Source organism: Nocardia sp. CNS-044, assembly GCF_059570515.1.
Window position 1 is genome coordinate 86,149 of the sequence record NZ_JCANSX010000005.1, and the last position, 17,131, is coordinate 103,279.

19 protein-coding genes, 1 tRNA gene and 1 pseudogene are annotated in these 17,131 nt (G+C 68.3%); 8 read left to right on the plus strand and 13 right to left on the minus strand.

Features of this window, described 5'->3' with window-relative positions:
• Positions 1–119: 119 nt before the first annotated feature.
• A complete protein-coding gene (locus T333_RS01460; protein WP_354998568.1) occupies positions 120–662 on the minus strand; it encodes a hypothetical protein in 543 nt (180 codons plus the stop codon).
• 171 nt (positions 663–833) lie between these two features.
• Complete coding sequence (locus tag T333_RS01465) at positions 834–1,370, minus strand: YdcF family protein (protein WP_496423476.1); 537 nt, start codon at positions 1,368–1,370, stop codon at positions 834–836.
• 138 nt (positions 1,371–1,508) lie between these two features.
• Here T333_RS01465 and T333_RS01470 point away from each other — a divergent pair, with 138 nt between their 5' ends.
• Complete coding sequence (locus tag T333_RS01470; RefSeq protein ID WP_357253014.1) at positions 1,509–2,831, plus strand: UDP-glucose dehydrogenase family protein; 1,323 nt, start codon at positions 1,509–1,511, stop codon at positions 2,829–2,831.
• 146 nt (positions 2,832–2,977) lie between these two features.
• The gene (locus T333_RS01475; protein ID WP_357253011.1) at positions 2,978–4,411 is read left to right on the plus strand and encodes a DUF7159 family protein; all 1,434 of its coding nucleotides are present in this window, start codon (positions 2,978–2,980) and stop codon (positions 4,409–4,411) included.
• A 13-nt stretch (positions 4,412–4,424) separates the two neighbouring features.
• On the opposite strand, the gene T333_RS01480 is transcribed toward T333_RS01475, so the two are convergent.
• The 3 genes from T333_RS01480 to T333_RS01490 form a co-directional block, all read right to left on the minus strand.
• Positions 4,425–5,705 carry a YibE/F family protein gene (locus tag T333_RS01480; protein ID WP_354998564.1) on the minus strand — a complete coding sequence of 427 codons (1,281 nt, stop codon included), beginning with the start codon at positions 5,703–5,705 and terminating at the stop codon, positions 4,425–4,427.
• A gap of 547 nt (positions 5,706–6,252) precedes the next feature.
• Positions 6,253–7,500: a pyridoxal phosphate-dependent aminotransferase gene (locus T333_RS01485; RefSeq protein WP_354998563.1), complete on the minus strand. Its 1,248-nt coding sequence runs from the start codon at positions 7,498–7,500 to the stop codon at positions 6,253–6,255.
• A 43-nt stretch (positions 7,501–7,543) separates the two neighbouring features.
• Complete coding sequence (locus T333_RS01490) at positions 7,544–8,881, minus strand: helix-turn-helix domain-containing protein (RefSeq protein WP_496423477.1); 1,338 nt, start codon at positions 8,879–8,881, stop codon at positions 7,544–7,546.
• A gap of 277 nt (positions 8,882–9,158) precedes the next feature.
• Here T333_RS01490 and T333_RS01495 point away from each other — a divergent pair, with 277 nt between their 5' ends.
• A complete protein-coding gene (locus tag T333_RS01495) occupies positions 9,159–9,608 on the plus strand; it encodes a hypothetical protein (RefSeq protein ID WP_354998561.1) in 450 nt (149 codons plus the stop codon).
• Between the two features lie 98 nt (positions 9,609–9,706).
• Here T333_RS01495 and dcd read toward each other — a convergent pair whose 3' ends face one another.
• Positions 9,707–10,306 (minus strand): dCTP deaminase, encoded by a 600-nt coding sequence (gene dcd / locus T333_RS01500; protein WP_354998560.1) that lies wholly within the window; start codon positions 10,304–10,306, stop codon positions 9,707–9,709.
• A gap of 108 nt (positions 10,307–10,414) precedes the next feature.
• Between dcd and T333_RS01505 the strand changes: the two genes are divergently transcribed.
• The 3 genes from T333_RS01505 to T333_RS01515 all read left to right on the plus strand — a co-directional run bounded on the left by T333_RS01505 (position 10,415) and on the right by T333_RS01515 (position 12,084).
• Complete coding sequence (locus tag T333_RS01505) at positions 10,415–11,134, plus strand: phosphatase PAP2 family protein (protein ID WP_354998559.1); 720 nt, start codon at positions 10,415–10,417, stop codon at positions 11,132–11,134.
• Positions 11,080–11,583 carry an SRPBCC family protein gene (locus tag T333_RS01510; protein WP_496423478.1) on the plus strand — a complete coding sequence of 168 codons (504 nt, stop codon included), beginning with the start codon at positions 11,080–11,082 and terminating at the stop codon, positions 11,581–11,583. The genes T333_RS01505 and T333_RS01510 overlap by 55 nt, the downstream gene beginning before the upstream one ends.
• A 430-nt stretch (positions 11,584–12,013) precedes the next feature.
• A tRNA-Gly gene (locus tag T333_RS01515) sits at positions 12,014–12,084 on the plus strand.
• Positions 12,085–12,133: 49 nt separating this feature from the next.
• Here the strand turns inward: T333_RS01515 and T333_RS01520 are convergent.
• The 3 genes and pseudogenes from T333_RS01520 to T333_RS01530 form a co-directional block, all read right to left on the minus strand.
• A complete protein-coding gene (locus T333_RS01520) occupies positions 12,134–12,484 on the minus strand; it encodes a hypothetical protein (RefSeq protein ID WP_354998557.1) in 351 nt (116 codons plus the stop codon).
• Positions 12,485–12,509: 25 nt separating this feature from the next.
• On the minus strand, positions 12,510–13,034 hold the full coding sequence (locus T333_RS01525; protein WP_496423479.1) for a flavin reductase family protein: 525 nt from the start codon (positions 13,032–13,034) through the stop codon (positions 12,510–12,512).
• A gap of 166 nt (positions 13,035–13,200) precedes the next feature.
• Positions 13,201–13,701, minus strand: a pseudogene (locus T333_RS01530) (NADPH-dependent FMN reductase); the annotation flags it as partial.
• Between the two features lie 370 nt (positions 13,702–14,071).
• On the opposite strand from T333_RS01530, the gene T333_RS01535 reads away from it, so the two are divergent.
• Complete coding sequence (locus T333_RS01535; protein WP_357252989.1) at positions 14,072–14,374, plus strand: DUF1905 domain-containing protein; 303 nt, start codon at positions 14,072–14,074, stop codon at positions 14,372–14,374.
• A 195-nt stretch (positions 14,375–14,569) separates the two neighbouring features.
• On the opposite strand, the gene T333_RS01540 is transcribed toward T333_RS01535, so the two are convergent.
• The 3 genes from T333_RS01540 to T333_RS01550 form a co-directional block, all read right to left on the minus strand.
• Positions 14,570–14,854 (minus strand): hypothetical protein, encoded by a 285-nt coding sequence (locus T333_RS01540; protein ID WP_496423480.1) that lies wholly within the window; start codon positions 14,852–14,854, stop codon positions 14,570–14,572.
• A gap of 173 nt (positions 14,855–15,027) precedes the next feature.
• Positions 15,028–15,324, minus strand: a complete 297-nt coding sequence (locus T333_RS01545; protein ID WP_354998553.1) for a hypothetical protein — start codon at positions 15,322–15,324, stop codon at positions 15,028–15,030.
• Entirely contained in the window at positions 15,311–15,535 is a 225-nt protein-coding gene (locus tag T333_RS01550; RefSeq protein ID WP_354998552.1) for a hypothetical protein, read from the minus strand. Before T333_RS01550 ends, T333_RS01545 begins: the two co-directional genes overlap by 14 nt.
• 95 nt (positions 15,536–15,630) lie before the next feature.
• On the opposite strand from T333_RS01550, the gene T333_RS01555 reads away from it, so the two are divergent.
• Positions 15,631–16,413, plus strand: a complete 783-nt coding sequence (locus T333_RS01555) for an alpha/beta fold hydrolase (RefSeq protein ID WP_496423481.1) — start codon at positions 15,631–15,633, stop codon at positions 16,411–16,413.
• Positions 16,414–16,487: 74 nt separating this feature from the next.
• Here T333_RS01555 and T333_RS01560 read toward each other — a convergent pair whose 3' ends face one another.
• Positions 16,488–17,129 (minus strand): TetR/AcrR family transcriptional regulator, encoded by a 642-nt coding sequence (locus T333_RS01560; RefSeq protein WP_496423482.1) that lies wholly within the window; start codon positions 17,127–17,129, stop codon positions 16,488–16,490.
• Positions 17,130–17,131: the final 2 nt, after the last annotated feature.

Genomic DNA, 17,131 nt, shown 5'->3' on the forward strand with positions numbered 1-17,131 from the left:
CCTGGCCGCGGCAGAAAGATCGTCTTCGTGAATTTCCAGACGATGTCGGGCGTCGGCGCAGAACCTACGGGGTCTCTTCCGGTGGTTCGAGGCGGAACCCTCCGCCCGGCAGAGCGCTTTCAGCCGCAGGTTCTCGTCTCGCCGTACTTCACGACGGACAGCACCGCATCCCCTTCGCCAATCAACACACCCGGCGCCGGATTCTGGCCGATGACGATCCAATTCCGGTCCATGATCTGCATCCGGCCCGCGCCGGTGGCGTCCGTCGACCGCGAGTAGAAGACGCCCGCAGCCTGAATAGCGTCCTGCGCCGCCTGCAGATTCATGCAGACGACGTTGGGCATCGGCACTTGCACCGCGGGCGCGGCCACGGCAGTGGTCCTCTGCGTGCTGGTCGGTCGAACCGCCTCGGACGTGGGCACGGCCGCGACCGGCACCCGCGCGGCGGATGTCGGCACGGCGGCGACGGGAGCAGCAGCGGGCTCGACCGACTTCTCTCGCTCGCCGCCGCCGAGCGCGGTTCCGATCAATCCCACGAACAGAATCGCCCCGAAAACCGCTGCGACCCAGACCCACCCCGGTACTCCTTTCTTGGGCGGCCCGTACGGCCCGCTACCCTGAGGACCAAAGTTCCCGTGCGGTTGCTGCGTCGGGTAAGCCATAGATTTATCCCCTGCTCGTAGTCGGTCGCGCGACCTCTGGTGGCCCGAAGGCGGCTCCCCCCGACAGGAGTCGTCGTGCGTGCAGACATATTGCACCCCGGGCGGCAAGCGCACGTGGGTTTTGCAGGAACTACTACCTACAAATTTGCCCGCAGTCTGCTCGGAGCAGAATCAGCAGTTCTCGAAGAAAGCCTTTGTGTACCCGGCGGATTGGTAGACATAGTCGTACGCCCACCGGAGCGCCGAAAGATCCGGTTCCGGATCGATGAAGAGAAGCTCACCGTCCCAACACTTTTCGAGAATGAACCGGGCGCGGGAGATGTGCGGGGTGAAGGTGACGACGATGACGCGGCGCCATCCTTCGGCGCGCGCGCGGCGAGCGAGCTCGCGTCCCTCACCGCGGGTGGTGCGCGGGGACGGATCGAAGCAGATGACGTCGAAGCGGTAGCCGCCGTGACAGATGCGGTTCATCCGCGCGCTGTACTCGTAGGGGTCGGAGAACAGCACCCGTGGCGCGTAACCCGCCGCGGCCAGGCGCAGGCCGAGCTGCTCGCGGCCGTCGTGCGCGCCGCCGAGCACCAGGATCGCGTCGGCCGGCGCGGGCGGATCGGTGCGCGGCCGGACATAGACCGGCCAGAGCGCGACGACAGCGACGACGAGCACCGCGACGAGACCGATCACGGCACGGGTCACCGAACGTCGTCGCACGCCTTCGATCGTATCGGCACCGCATCACCGCAGGTCACCGCCGCCGAGCGGAGGCTGTTGCCACCTGTACACCTGCTGTTGCCGTGACCCTTGCCTCACTGACGTGGCGCGGCCACCGTGGGGGCTTACCAATCAATCATGCGATGCACAGTCTTCGGAACCGGGTACCTGGGGGCCACGCACGCCGCCTGCATGGCCGAACTCGGGCACGACGTGATCGGGGTGGACGTCGATCCGGGCAAGGTGGCGAAGCTGTCCGACGGCGTGGTGCCGTTCTACGAACCCGGCCTCGAGGAGGTGCTGCGCCGGAATCTCGACGCGGGCAGACTCAGGTTCACCACGTCCTATCCGGAGGCGGCCGCGCACGCCGACGTGCACTTCCTCGGCGTCGGCACGCCGCAGAAGAAGGGCGAGTACGCCGCCGACCTGAAATACGTGCACGCCGTGGTCGATACGCTCGCCCCGCTGCTGGAGCGGCCCTCGGTGCTGATCGGCAAGTCGACCGTTCCGGTGGGCACGGCCGCCGCGCTCGGCGCGCGCGCCCGGGAGCTGGCGAGCACCGACGTCGAAGTGGCGTGGAATCCGGAGTTCCTGCGTGAGGGTTTCGCGGTGCAGGACACGCTGCGCCCCGACCGCCTAGTGCTCGGCGTCGACCGCGCCAGGGACAACGCCGCCTGGGTCGAGGACCTGGTGCGCGAGATCTACGCCGATCTCATCGCGGCCGAGGTCCCCTTCCTGCTGACCGATTCGGCCACCGCGGAATTGGTGAAGGTCTCCGCGAATGCCTTTCTGGCGACGAAGATCTCGTTCATCAATGCTGTCTCGGAAGTCTGCGAGGCGACCGGCGCCGACGTCACCGTGCTCGCCGACGCGCTCGGCTACGACGCGCGCATCGGTCGCCGATTTCTCAACGCGGGCTTGGGTTTCGGTGGCGGCTGTCTGCCCAAGGACATTCGAGCCTTCATGGCGCGCTCCGGCGAACTCGGCGCGGACCACGCGGTCGCCTTCCTGCGCGAGGTCGACAACATCAACATGCGCCGTCGCACCAAAGTGGTGGACATGGCCGCGAAGGCTTGCGGCGGTTCGCTGCTCGGCGCGAACGTCGCGGTGCTCGGCGCGGCCTTCAAACCGGAATCCGACGACGTGCGCGACTCCCCCGCGCTGAACGTCGCGGGCATGATCCAACTGCACGGCGCGGTGGTGACGGTGTACGACCCTAAGGCACTGGAGAATTCGCGCCGGGTCTTCCCCACCCTGAACTACGCGACCTCGGTGGCCGAGGCGTGCGACCGCGCCGACGTGGTGCTCGTGCTCACCGAGTGGGACGAGTTCACGGCGCTGCGTCCGCGAGATCTGGATCGGGTGGTGCGCGGCAGGTCGATCATCGACGGTCGCAACTGTCTCAATCGTGCCACCTGGAGAGAGGCGGGATGGGTGTACGCCGGACTCGGCACACCGTAGAGTTGCCTGGCGAGGCCGCGCCGGATTTCCCGATCCTGCCTGCCTCGTGTGCGACTGAGCGCCGCCGGTAGGGTCCCGGGAGCGGGTCGCGTCCTTGGCGACGCGGGCTCGCTTTGTCGTGAAGCGTGAAACGAGATGGGCAGCTGATGAGTTCGGTACTGGGGGTTTCGGTGGGGGCCGGCGCTGTCCGTATGGCGCGACCGCACGCCGGTAATCCCCCCGGGCACGTCACTCCCGACGCCTTCGACCTGCAGACCATCCCGGTGACCCAGCACCACGCGGAAGAACTCGCCGCGGAGGCGGTCGGCGTCACGCTGGCGACCCACCAGATCGGCGCGACCGCGTTCGCCTATCGCAGCGAACAGCAGGCCAGGGCGGTCCGCGCCGCCATGGCGCGCCAGCAGATCACCAACTACGAGCTGGTGCCCGAGGTCTTCGCCGCGCTCGAATTCGCCCAGGCCACCGGCGATATCCGCGGCATCTCGTCGTTGGTGGTCTACGACCTCGGTAGCACCGGACTCTCGGTGAGCGTGGTCGACACCCAGACCAGGGAGGTCAGGCACAGCGAGCGCACCAGCGACATCAGCGGCGACTACCTGGATTCGCTGATCCGCGAACAGCAGATCGCCTCGGGCCGCATCGCGCACCCGCAGGACCCGGCGGGCCTCGCCGCGCTGGACGCGCTGTGCCGGGAGGCCAAGGAACAGCTGTCCAGCAATACCGCGGTCGCGCTGCCCAGCGAGCAGGGACTGGTGCTGCTCGCGCAGGAGAACTTCGAATCGCTGATCATGCTGGCCATCGAGTCGTCGGCGCGGATGGCGCGGGATGTGATCGTGCGTTCCGATCGTCCGGTGCACGGTGTGCTCGCGATCGGCGGTTGCGCCAGGATTCCGCTGATCGGCAAGGTGCTCGAGCGTTGGATGGGCGTGCCGGTCATCGTGCCGGAGAGCCCGGAGACGGTGGTCGCGCGCGGTGCGGCGCTGCTCGCGAGACCGGTCCGGCCCGCGGCCCCGGTCGGTGCGCCGAGTCCCGCCCCGAGCCAGGCGCCCACGGGCGGCTACCACGACGAGGATCTCTCACCGGCCTGGCTGTCCGCGCCGCCCAAGCGCCGCCCGAAGCGCCCGAAGGGTAGACCGCAGCCGGACGACGTCGACGATATCGACGGTCTCGCCGAGGACTGGCTCGCCGCCAACCCGCGCCGCCACGAGAAGCGCGAATTGAACGGCGCCGTGCTGACCGTCAGCGCGTTGGCCGTCGTCGCCGCGATCGGACTGGGCCTGGGCTACGGACCCCAAGTGCTGGAACGGGATTCGCGGAGCAGCGAGGGCTCGACGTCGGTCTCGCCGAGCGGCGTGCCGCGCACCACCACCCTCGATCCACAGATCGCGGTCGCACCGGCCACCACGACGGAGACCGAGGAATCGGTCGCCGCCCCGCCCCCGCGCCGTCAGACGACCACGACCCCGCCGCCCACCCAGGGTCCGAACACCTTCGTCGTCCCCGGCCTCCCGCCGATCGTGGTGCCGACCATCCCGCCCGAGGTCTTCCCCTTCCCGCCCCCACCGCCCCCGCCGGGCTGAACAGCGCCAGCCCTCACCCCCGCGAGTGCCGCCCGTGCCGAGGCGCGGGCGCGGTCACCTTCTTGTGCCCGAACGGCCGCGCGAGCAGCGCCGCGATACCGGTGGTCAGCGGCACCGAAAGGGCCAGCGCGATACCACCGACCGAGGATCGCGCGATCTCGATGGCGACCGCGTCGCCGGCGAGCACGTCGCGGATCGAGCGGCCCGCGACGCTGAACAGCAACAGCAGCGGCAGCGCACCACCGGCGTAGGCGAGCACGAGGGTGTAGACGGTGCTGGCGATGTGGTCTCGGCCGACCCGCATGGCGGCGGCGAAAACCTCCCGACGCGAAGCGGATTCGTCCAGGGCGGCCAACTCGAAGGCGGCCGAGGCCTGGGTGATGGTGACGTCGTTGAGCACACCGAGCGAGCCGATGATGAAGCCCGCGAGCAGCAGGCCCGTGATGCTGACGTGCTCGATATAGGTGGCGACGTTGGTGTTCTGCTCCTCGGACAGACCGGTGAGATGGGTCATCTCGATCACAAGCCAGGACAGCCCCGCGGCGAGCAGCATCGCCGAGAGCGTGCCGAGCAGCGCGGAACTGGTGCGCAGGTTGACGCCGTGCGCGAGATACAGCACGGCGTAGAGAATCAGCGACCCGGCCGTCAACGCGACCGGAATCGCGGGCTTGCCGTCCAACAGCGCGGGCAGCAGGAACATGACCAGCACCGCGAAAGCGAACCCCAGACCGATCAGCGCGCGCACACCGCGCCAGCGCGCCACCACGATGATCACCACCACGAACGCGAGCGCGATCAGCGTCAGCGGCAGCCCGCGCGAGTAGTCCTCGAAGGAGTACAGCGGGGTGCCGTTCGGATCGGTCTGCCGGACCAACCGGATCTCGTCACCGGCGCGCAGATCGGGTTGCCCTGGGCCCGGCGCGATTTCGAGCAGCGTCTTGTTGCCCTCGTGCGGACCGGAGTCGATGGTGATAAGGCTGCGCTGGCAGGTGTAGGCGTTGGTGCGCGGCGGCTCGGGCTTGTCGGCGAACACCTTGCCGATGGACGGGCTGCCGCACGGCCCGACGTCCTGCGCGATGACCGTGCCCGCCTCGGTCACCACCGCGCCGCCGCCCGCGTTCTGCATCGGCAGCGGAATCTCGACGTGCTGACGGCTCGGCCACAGCCAGATCGTGGCGATGACAGTGATCACGCCGATGACGGCGAGCAGCCCGACCACGACGCGCGCGGCGGTGTCGCCGATCGCGATCGGGCCGGAGTGATCGTGGTGGTGGTGATGATGGTGGTCGCTCACCGGGTTCCTACCTGTCCGTCGTGGCCCCGGACACTCGTGCCGGACGGCAAGAGCTTGCTTCCCCGAGGCAGCTGCGCGTGCCGAGCTTAAAGGATGTCATTTTCAAGATCAGGTTGCCTGCCCAGCACCACCGGGACACAACCAGAACATCGACACGCGATAACTGATCTCGCGAGATCCGGGTAACTCACCGGGTACGGGCCAACTCGACCACCCACCTACCGCCAGCCGCCAACGCAAACCACCACGCACCTGAGTCTGGCCTTATACGCGGAGAGGCGGAATTGCGGGACGGGGCGGCGGAGAGCAGGGGGATGTCTCCGCCGCCCGCAGGCCGGCGGCCCAGGGGGGTAGGCGGCCGAACCCGAGGCCAGGTTGCCCAGGGGGGGTAGGCAACCCGACCGGGCACTCGAAGTGCCAAGAGCCACTGTACACAAAAGTTGCTCTTTTGCGCTAGCGGGTCTTCAAAACTCGCTTCTATCCATACATTCGGTATGTTTCCGGCCCAGAAGCGGGGCGATTCGGCCCTAAAGGCCCGCGACGCAGATCACTGTCGATAGCTCGCCAAGAAGTTGCCGAATCGCTCGATCGCGACCGCGAGGTCGCGCGCCCACGGCAGCGTGACAATCCGCAGATGATCGTGGTTCGGCCAATTGAAGCCGGTGCCCTGCACCATCAAGATCTTCTCCTGGAGCAACAGATCCAGGACCAGCTTCGAATCGTCGTGGATGTCGTACACATTCGGATCCAGCCGCGGGAACGCGTAGAGCGCGCCCTTCGGCTTGACGCACGACACACCCGGGATCATGTTCAACCGCTCCCACGCGACGTCGCGCTGTTCGAGCAGCCGCCCGCCGGGCAGAATCAGGTCCTCGATGCTCTGGTGCCCGCCGAGCGCGACTTGAATCGCGTGCTGCGCGGGCACATTCGGGCACAAACGGGAGGAGGCGAGCAGGTCGATGCCCTCCAGGAAGCCCGCGGCGTGATCCTTCGGACCGGTGATGGCCAGCCAACCCGAGCGGTATCCGGCGACCCGGTAGGCCTTGGACAGGCCGTTGAAGGTCAGGCACAGCAGGTCGGGCGCGAGGCTGGCCAGCGAGATGTGCTTGGCGTCGTCGTAGAGGATCTTGTCGTAGATCTCGTCGGCGAGCAGCAGCAGCTGGTGCTTGCGCGCCAGGTCGACCAGCTGCTGGAGCACCTCGGCCGAGTAGACCGCGCCGGTCGGGTTGTTCGGATTGATCACCAGCAGCGCCTTGGTCTTGTCGGTGATCTTCGACTCGATGTCGGCGACGTCGGGCTGCCAGCCGTTGGACTCGTCGCACAGGTAGTGCACCGGGGTGCCGCCCGCCAGGCTCGTCATCGCCGTCCACAGCGGGTAGTCCGGCGCCGGGATCAGCACCTCGTCGCCGTTGTTCAGCAGCGCCTGCATGGTGATGGTGATCAGTTCGGAGACGCCGTTGCCCAGGTAGACGCCGTCCACGTCCAGTTCGGGGAAGCCGGGCACCAGCTCGTAGCGGGTCACGATGGCGCGCCGAGCCGACAGGATGCCCTTGGATTCCGAGTAACCCTGGGCGTAGGGCAGCGCGGCGATGATGTCGCGCATGATCACATCGGGCGCCTCGAAACCGAACGGCGCCGGATTGCCGATGTTCAGCTTGAGAATGCGGTGGCCCTCCGCCTCCAGCCGTGCCGCGTGCGCGTGTACCGGTCCACGGATTTCGTAGACGACGTTCTGCAGCTTCGTGGACTGCTCGAGAACGCGCGGCGGATGGTGGGGGAGATGACTCGGGCTCACCTTCCCATGGTGCCATCCCCTCGCAAGGGCATTCGACAGTGCGTCAAGGTGCGGAATTACCGGGCGGGATGCCCTTGGCCGCGGTCGAGCCGCAGAACTCCTCGATGCGTTCGTCCAGGAAACGGGCCTCGACGGCGTCGCGGAACGCGGGCTGGGCGATCCGTCTTCGCACTCCGGTCAGCCGCTCCTCGAGCTGGGCGATGCGCTTGTCCTCGGCCAGTCCGAGCACCGGGTGCAGGGCCTCGGCGGCGCCGTCCAGGCTGCCGTTGATCAGATGCGCGGCCGCGCAGTCCACCCGGGCGAGCGCCTCGGCGCCATAGGAGCGCTTCTCCGACGGACCGTTCGAGTAGAGGTCGATGGCGCGCTCGGTCGCGGTGAGCGCGGGCTCGGCCTGGCCGAGATGGATATAGGTGGCGCCCGCGTAGTACTGGGCCTTGGCGTCGGGGAAACCGAAGACGCCGCCGACCCCGTCGTGCAGGTCGTCGCTGGCGGCCTGCTCGCGCGCCTCGTCGGCGGCGCGGATGCAGCGGTCGGTGTCGGCGGCGCTGCCGATCTTGGACCAGATCCTGGCCTCGATGTTGAGCAGCCGGACCTTGGCGGTCGCCGAATCGGCGAAGTCCTGCCCGCTCTGCGCGAGCAGCACGGCCCGGCGCGGACGCTCCGACCAGTACTCGATGAGCGCGTGCATGCCGCGCGTCCAGGCGCGCAGCCCGTTGTGCCCGCATAGCTCGGCGTAAGCCCATGCCGCCCTGGCCTGCTCGCCCGCCGCGTCGTAGTAGCCGAGGTCGGTGCTCGCGTTCGCGAGCAGGCCGGACAGCGTGCCCGCGAGCAGATACAGGTGGCTGGTGTCGGCCGGGCGCTGATGACCCTCGAGCAGTCGATACACCCGGCGCCGGACCCGAAGCATCTCCACCATCATCGGAACCGGCGGGATGTGCACGTATTCGTTCGCGATGCGCGTGACATCGGCGTCGAGCTGTTCCAACGTGGACGCACCCACATTGGTGCTCTCGGCCCGGCCTGCGTGTTCGCTGGCCTCGTGGGCAGCCGCCATGATCAGATCCCTCTCCGAAATAGCTGCTAACGCATCACCTCTCATCGCACCGGCGTCTATGAGAGCAAGAAGGTCCGCGTCGCTCGAATAACTCGCACGCGCCCCCGCTGCGGAACGCACGTCGAATCCGGCGGCAGATCCATCGACCGGCGATTCGCCGGTCAGCGCCGCAAACCGTGCCCGCACAACCTCGTCGGACCTGGCAAGGGATGTATCGAGCGCGGCTTGGTTGACGGGACGCGGATGGACTCGGTCGCCCCCCGCCTCCCACTTGGACACCAGGCGTTCGTGGACACCGAGATGCGCCGCGAATTCCCGGATACTCATCCGCTTGGCATCGCGAAGGGCGCGGGTCTCTCTACCTGACCAGTGCCGGACCACGATGTCATCCCTTCCGCACGAACTTTCATCCAGGGTACGAGGGCCGAGTGGCGACTGCCACACATAATTCCTAGTTGCTATGGGCGCTGCGGGTTTTGGCGGCTCAGGTCGGCGAGGTCCTTCCGGTCAAGGGCAGCGGATTGGCAGTAGAAGGCGGGCATGGGGGCGATGCCGAGTCGCGGTCGATGGCCCGACCCTGGTAGCAGGAGGCAAGGAGTTGGCCGTGAACGTGGACAAACTCAGGACAGTCGAGGATTGGGTGGCCTTCTACCGGCACGAGTACGGGCTACCGGTGACCGAGCGTGGCGGTTTCGTGATGCTGCCCATCAGCGGCCGAGTCTGCGTCGTTCATCTGCCGACCGTCCGGGCCGAAAAGGTCAGGGCGGCACTGGAACAGCAGGGGACGAGGGGTCCCATGCTGGCCAGGCAGATCCGTTGGAGCTTCCTTGCCGAGCCGGACAGCCGTCCCGGCGCGCAGGTGCTGGAGGTGCTGAACCGTCTGGATATCGGGATACCTGCCATCGGCAGTGCGGTGATGTTGCCGACGGGGCTCGGACGCTTCACCCGGGAAGGGTGCTTCTGGGTGAACCCGCCGAGCCGCGGCGACACGCTTCCGCCGCTGTCCGCCGTCGTCACGACGGCGCTGGCGGTGGGAGCGGGCGGCGGGGACTGAATGCGTCGTCGGTCCTCGCCGCCGATCGGCGGCCGAATCCGCCCCCTTTGTTGGCAGTCGGCGGGGCGGATTCGGTCGTGGGTCGCGGGGTGCGCGGCCTACCGCGATTCCGCGGCGTCGACCACCTCGGTCGGCAGCGGGAAGTTCAGGTAGGAGCGCGAAGGAGTCGGCCCGCGCTGGCCTTGGTACTTGGAACCGGCCACCGCGCTGCCGTACGGGTGCTCCGCGGGGCTGGTCAAACGGAGCAGGCACAGCTGGCCGATCTTCATGCCCGGCCACAGGGTGATCGGCAGGTTCGCGACGTTCGACAGTTCCAGCGTGATGTGGCCGCTGAAACCGGGATCGATGAAGCCCGCCGTCGAATGCGTGAGCAGGCCCAAACGGCCGAGACTCGACTTGCCCTCCAGCCGCCCGGCCAGGTCGTTCGGCAGCGTGCACACCTCCAGCGTGGAGCCGAGCACGAACTCGCCGGGGTGCAGCACGAACGGTTCGCCCGGACCGGGCTCGACCAGGCTGGTCAGCTCGTCTTGGCGCTGCGCGGGATCGATGTGGGTGTAGCGGGTGTTGTCGAAGACGCGGAACATCCGGTCCAGGCGAACGTCGATACTCGACGGCTGGATCAGGCTCTCCAGCAACGGTTCGACCCCGAGACGCCCAGCGGCGATCTCCGCACGGAGGTCACGATCGGAAAGCAGCACGGCACGAGCGTAGCGTTCGGCGAATCGGGTCCTTCGACGGCACGGGTGCGGGCGAAGCGGCCGCCGTTCTTCAGTTAATTCTCAGCGCGAGCGGGCAACCTAGGAACAGTGAACTCGAATCTCCGCAGAACGGTGCCGACGCTCATCGCGCTCGGTGTGCTGCTCGCGGCTTTCATCACCGTGCTCACCCGCAATGTGCTCGACAGCAGCGGGCTCGCGACGATGGACCCGGAGATCTCCGGCTGGGCCGTCGACAATCGCAACGGGGTGCTCACGCCCACCGCGCAGATGGTCAGCAACTGCGGTGACACCTTGTCCATGACGATCCTGACCGTGATCGTCTGCGTGGCGCTGCTGCGCGAGCGCGACCGGTTGCGCGCCGTACTCATCGCCGTGACCGGGCTCGGGGCCGCGCTCATCGTCGCGATCGCCAAGCGACTCGTCGGCCGGGAACGCCCGCCGGTCGCCGATCGCCTCGCGGTGGAGAACAGCCTGTCCTATCCGTCCGGCCACAGCACGGGCACGTTCGTCGTGGTCGGGATCGTGGCCATCGTGCTCATCCCCAAGCTGGCGCACGCGGCGGCCAGAGTCGGTGCGGCGCTGGTCGCGGTCCTGTTCATCGCCGCCGTCGGCGCTTCCCGCGTCTACCTGGGCGTGCACTGGCCCACCGACGTGCTGGCGGGTTGGACCATCGGGGCGCTGTGGATCCTGCTCTGCCTGGCCGTGTTCCGCTACCTGACGCTGCGTTCGGGGGCCGCCGCTACAGTCGATCCGTGCCACGAACAAAGCGGATCTCCGACAGCATCGTCGTCGCGATCGACCCGGTGACGGCTTACGACCGGGTCAGCGACGTCACCCAGATCCACCGCTGGAGCCCGGAGAACACCGGCGCGGTCGTCGCCGAGCCAGGCGCGCCCGCGCGCGTCGGCATGCGCTTCGTCGGTACCAACGTCCGCCGCGGCGTGCGCTGGTCCACCGGCTGCGAGGTCACCGCCGCCGACCGCGGCAGCCGCTTCGCGTTCAAGGTCCGCCGCTACGGCCTGCGCAAACCGGTCCTGCGGGTCGCCATCGCCAGCTGGGAATACCGCTTCGAGGCCGTGCCCGAGGGAACCATGATCACCGAAACCTGGACCGACGACCGCCGCGGCTGGCCCGACCTGCCGACCCTCTGGTTCGACAAGCTCGCCACCGGCAAGCCGGGGTTCGCCGAGTTCCAGCGCGGGAACATCCGGCGCACGTTGCAGCGGTTGAAGGCGGACTTGGAAAGCGCGTCCTGATCCCCGCCTCGCTCGCCACCATCCGCACGCGTGACCTGCCACAGGCTTCGCAGCGAGTAGAACCGTGTGAACCGCACCAGCCCCCGCCGCCGTCCTCATCCGCCCGGACGGCTACCCGCTTGGGCCACCGACGATCTGGCGGCCGACGGCCTGACGGAAGTCCTCCGGAACTGGACCGATCCCGCGGCGGCTCTCGCCCACTGAACCACCGGCACGATCGACTTGCTGGCTCGGCGGATGCGATGGAGCGCGAGATTTGGGGAAGACCGACCGCCCTGAATCCGACCGAACGGCACGGGCGACACCGATCAGCTCGCGGGCGTCGGCTGTCTCGCTGCCGCAGCATCAGCGCAGGTCAGGGCCTTCTAGCTCGACTTTTCCCACCGCAACGCCGCTTCTGCTACAGTCTCGGGTGGTACCTCGGTACCGCGCCGATGTAGTTCAATGGTAGAACTTCTGCTTCCCAAGCAGACAGCGCGGGTTCGATTCCCGTCATCGGCTCAGCTATTCGAAACCCGCTGCCCCGCAGCGGGTTTCGTCGTTTCCGGGGCTACTCCGTCTGGGCCCAGGCGGCGATGGGCATGGTGAGGTAGATGCCGAAGTCGGCGAGTGGGGTGTGGTCGGTGATCGCGCGGTGGAGGGCGTCGACGCGGGATTGGCGGGTGGCGGCGCGGGAGTCGAAGTACTTGGAGCGGATCTCGATGACCGCGTCGAGGCCGCTGCGGTCGTAGGGGCCGAGGGGGCGGAAGCGGAGTTCGACGTCGCCGGGTTGAAGGTCGCCGTCGTAGGGCTCCTCGGGGCACTCCACAGCGACCGAGACCAGGTGCGGGAGGTGCTCGGCGAGTGCGTGCAGGGTCGACTCGGGGACGTGGGGGGCGTAGGTCACCTCGACTAGGGGCACCGGCCCAGGGTAGGGCCGGGGGTGATCAGCTCGCCACGTCGGTGATCGCGCTCGGCTCGGCGTGCAGGCGGCGGAAGCGACTGCCGTGGAAGACGAGGGGGTCGACGTCGTGGCGGGTGGCCAGGCGGTGGATACGCAGGATGACGACGAGGTGGTCGCCCGCGGGAACCTGCGCCTCGGGGACGCCCTCGATCCACGCGGACGCGCCGCGGATGAAGACGGCATCGCCGGTGCCGCGGTGTAATTCGCTGGCGCGGAAGCGGTCGCCGTCGCGGGCGCCGAGCGCGCGTGCGGCGTCGGTTTGATCCGTGCCGAGCAGGCTCAGGCCGAGATGGGACGCGGCGGACAGGCGCGGCCAGGTCGAGGAACTGTTCTGCACGCAGAAGGAGACCAGCGGCGGATCGAGGGAGACGGGCACGAAGGTGCTGATGGCGAGGCCGTGCGGTGTGCCGTCGACCTCGGCGCAGACCGCGACCACACCGCTCGGGAAGTTCGCGAACGCGCGACGCAAACCCGTTCCGTCGGCGGGAGTTTCGAAGAGGTCATGCATGTTCCACCGCCTTGCTCGTGTGCACGTCCGGAGCCGCGTCCGAAGGGGACCGGCCCGGAACAGCAGCGCCCGCTGCGTCCGCGCCCGCAACGCTCGCGCCCGCTGAGTCCGCACCCGAAGAACTCGTCCCTGAACCACCCCCACCGGAACGGTCCGTGCCCGGTTCCGCCGCACCGGGACGGCCCAACGCTCGAACAACCGGCCCCCAGCGCTCGGCGTAGGCACCGATCACGCCGTCCTCGGCGAAGGTCCGATCGGCGAGGTAGAGACCGGGCAACGCGGCGGTCGCGCCGAGTTCGACCAGCACCGGCTTGAGCAGCAGGTCCGGCGCGAGGGCGTGCGCCGGTCCCGCACCGAGCATCACCGGGACGGCCAGCGCTCCCGCCAATCCCGTTCCGCCGTCGAACTGTTCGAGGAACAGCTTGAGCAGTCCGGTGTAGGTGGCCTTGAAGGTGGGGCTCGCGAACACCACCAGCTCGGATTCGGCCACGGTCCGCACGGCATCGGCCACGGCCGGATCACCCCAGCTGAGCAGGGCCGGGCCGTAGGAAGCCAGGTCGAACACGGTGGGTTCGGCATCGGGGCGCAGGCCGCGCGCCACCAGGGTTGCCGCGGCCAGGGTGCGGGATGCTGGTTTCGGGTTGCCGACGACGACGGTCACTGTCACCGCTGTGTCCTTTCTTTCGTGATTTCCCTGTCAGATGACGCCGTGCAGGGGTGACGCGGTCTCGTGCGGCAGGGCACGGCCGATGTGCTGGAATTTCCAGCGGCTGTTCGATATCGCTGGTGACCAGGCCGCCGCTGACATTGGGCACCCGCTAGGCGAATTCGATCTGCTCCGCGATCCGCTCCGTCGTCATGGCCGCTCCGTGGTGTCCGGTAGTTCGTGGGGTAGCCGGGCGCGGCTGCTGGTGCACCCGGCTGTTCCCAGTGCATCACCGGGGCGGGGGTGAGACGAGGGTTTGAATCTGTGCGATCGCATGGGCTGACGTGGTTTGGAGACGGACCGTGTCGGACCGCGCCGTTAGAGTCGCCACGTGGCTGGTTCGCGGTATTCCTTCACGGCGCGGGTATGGGAGCACTCCGGCGCGGGCTCCTGGCATTTCGTGTCGCTGCCCGAGGAGATCGCCGACGAGATCGAGGAGCGCTACGGGCACCGGTCCGGGGGTTTCGGTGCGGTCCGCGTGCATGTCAGGATCGGCGCGAGCGCGTGGTCGACCTCGTTGTTCCCGGACAAGAAGCGCGGGACGTACGTGCTGCCGGTGAAGAAGCCGGTCCGGATCGCCGAGGATCTCGTCGAAGGTTCACACGCCGAGATCGACCTGACGATCGCTGTCTGACCGCCCTCGGTGACACGGGATCCTCGTCGACGGGCGACAGTTCACGGCGAGCCCAGCGGTCGAGCTGCACCGGGCGCGAACTGGCTCGCCAGCAAGCCGATTCCGCTCATCTGTCGTCGCGCGTGGGGTGGCACGGCGCGAACTCCGCGCCCTTGCGCATCCCTTTCGGACGGCTCGCCGCGGCGCGGGATCCCGTCAGAAAATGCACTCCTGCACCATCCGCTGGGTGGCCGTACCGACCCGCGTCCGGTCTTCCGCACTGAGCCCGAGCAGCACCGGGTCTACCGGACCGCTCAGATCCGCACCGAGAATCCTGCGCAACCCGTCCTGAGAGATCTTCTCCTCCACATAGATTCGCGCGACGCACTCGGATTGCTTCGGCGGAAGCCCCTTGCCCGCCAGCGCCGACGCGATATCGGCTTGGCCCAAGTCCCCGGCGGGCAGCGCGACGGTGGAGGTCGCCGCGGAGGTGACAGACACGATACTTTCGGTCGACGTGGCGGCAGTGGTGGACGCCGTGCTCGCCTCGTCCCCACAACCCGCTAGCAGCGGTAGCACGACACACGCCACCGCGATTACCGTTCTTCTCACCCGAATGCCCTCGCTCTCAACGGTTCCCGCACCGGGACCGTACCCCCGCCGAGCCATCCGCGTCACAAGTCCATCGCGGCGCGCAACGCGGTGTCCAACCGTTCCAGCACCTCGGCGTCCATGTCATCGATGCGCTCGGCGAGCCAGCCGCGGTAGATGCGGCCGATGTTGCCCGCGTGGACCCAGCCGCGTCCAGGCACTTGGACCGCGAGGATGTCCTGCGGATCCTGGTCGAGCAGTTCGGCGGCGATCAGCCACTGCCGGGGAGATTCGTTGATGCCGTCGCTGCTGATGAGCACGACGGTACGGCGCCGAGGCGAACCGTGCGGGTGATAGCTCCACAGTTCACCCCTGCGCACGCATCGCCTCCTCGGCGGCGGCCAGCTCCGCCTCGTCGGCCGCGGCTTCCGCCGCCGCGTCGGTCACCGGACCGACGCCCGTGCGCACCGCTTCCCGCCGCGCGGCTTTGGAGATCCACGCCGACGGCGACATGCCCGCCCTGGCCGCCGCTTGTTCCGCGAACGACCAGGCCGCCTCGTCCAGCGAGAGGGTGACCTTACGCGTTGCCATACCATTTATCGTACCCGCGAACGACCACTCTGCCAGCGGGAACGCGGATGCCCTGATACTGTTGGCACATCGCCAACAGATAACCGAGGACGAGCATGACTGCGTGGAATCATCACCGGGTCGGCACGGGCGAACCGCTGGTCTTGGTGCACGGCGTCGGCAGCCGCTGGCAGATCTGGGAGCCGATCATCGAAACGCTTGCCGCGTCCTTCGACGTGATCGCCGTCGATCTGCCCGGCTTCGGGCACTCGGATCCGTTGCCGCACACATCCGTCGACGAACTCACCGACGCGCTGGCCGACTGGCTCACCGAGCAGGGCATCGAGCGCCCGCACCTCGGCGGCAACTCGATGGGCGGACTGATCGCCCTGAAACTGGGCGCGCGCGGGCTGGCCCGCTCGGTCACGGCCTACTCCCCGGCGGGGTTCTGGGACACGGCGGGCCGGGTGTGGTGCCAGCAGTCGCTGGGCAAGTCGGTGCTGCTCGCGCGTACCTTGCGTCCAGTGCTGCCGAAGATCCTGGGCAACGCAGCGGGCCGCACCGTCTTCCTTTCCCTGATCTTCGGCAAGCCGTGGGCGGTGGACGCGCAGGTCGCGATCGACACGGCCGAAGGGGCGGTCCGCTCGACCGGTTTCGCCGAAGCGCTGGACTCCTTCACCGACGTCCGACTGCCCGAAATCGGCGCGCTCGCAAACATTCCCGTCACCATCGCCTGGGGCAACCGCGACATCCTCCTCACCTACGCCACCCAGCACCGCAGGGCGCGGGCGGAGTTTCCCAACGCCAGGCACGTCACGCTGCCCGGCAGCGGGCACTCGCCGTATTTCGACGACCCCGAGGGGTGCGCTCGGCTGTTGCTCGATCAGTTGGACAAGTAGCGCGCACGCTCGCTGCCGTCGCGATCAGCTAGTGCCGCCTGGGAACAGAGCAGGCGAGCGACCGGTGGCGCCACTCAGACCGACCGAACCTCCAGCAGCGTGTCCGCCGGAGCCGTCCCCAACAACACCCGCACCGCATTCCCCCACCGCTGCTGAAGAATTCGGTTCCGCTCCACATTTCCCGTCAACAGCGCACGCATCGCCAGCCCGGTCATGATCTCGATAGTGAACTCGGTGATCGTCGGCACCCGGGGATCGTCGGGGAACTCGGCGCGGAAGATGTCGCGGATGCTGGTGTGCATCAGCTCGAAGAGGCGCTGTTCCAACGGCAGGAAGGCGGCGCGCAGTTCCGCGTCGGTGCGGGCGCCGACCCAAATCTCCAGTGCGGCAAGGAATGACGCGCCGCTGAACATGCGCATGGTGAGTTCGACAGCGGTCGCCAGCCGATCGACGCCCTCAGGAATCGCCGCGAATTCGGTTGTCAGCTGCTCCAAACGGCGCGCGGCCAGATGTTCGACGGCGCCCGCGAGCAGGTCCGGCTTGGTCGGGAAGTGGTGCTGCAACGTACCGCGCGGAACGCCCGCGCGGTTCTGCACTTCGAGCGTCGTGGTGCCCGCGTATCCGACCTCGACCAAGCTCTCGATCGCCGCGTCCAGGAGCCGGGTGCGCATCCGCGCGCGGCGCTGCGCCTGCGTCTCCCGGACGCGTTCGGTCATCG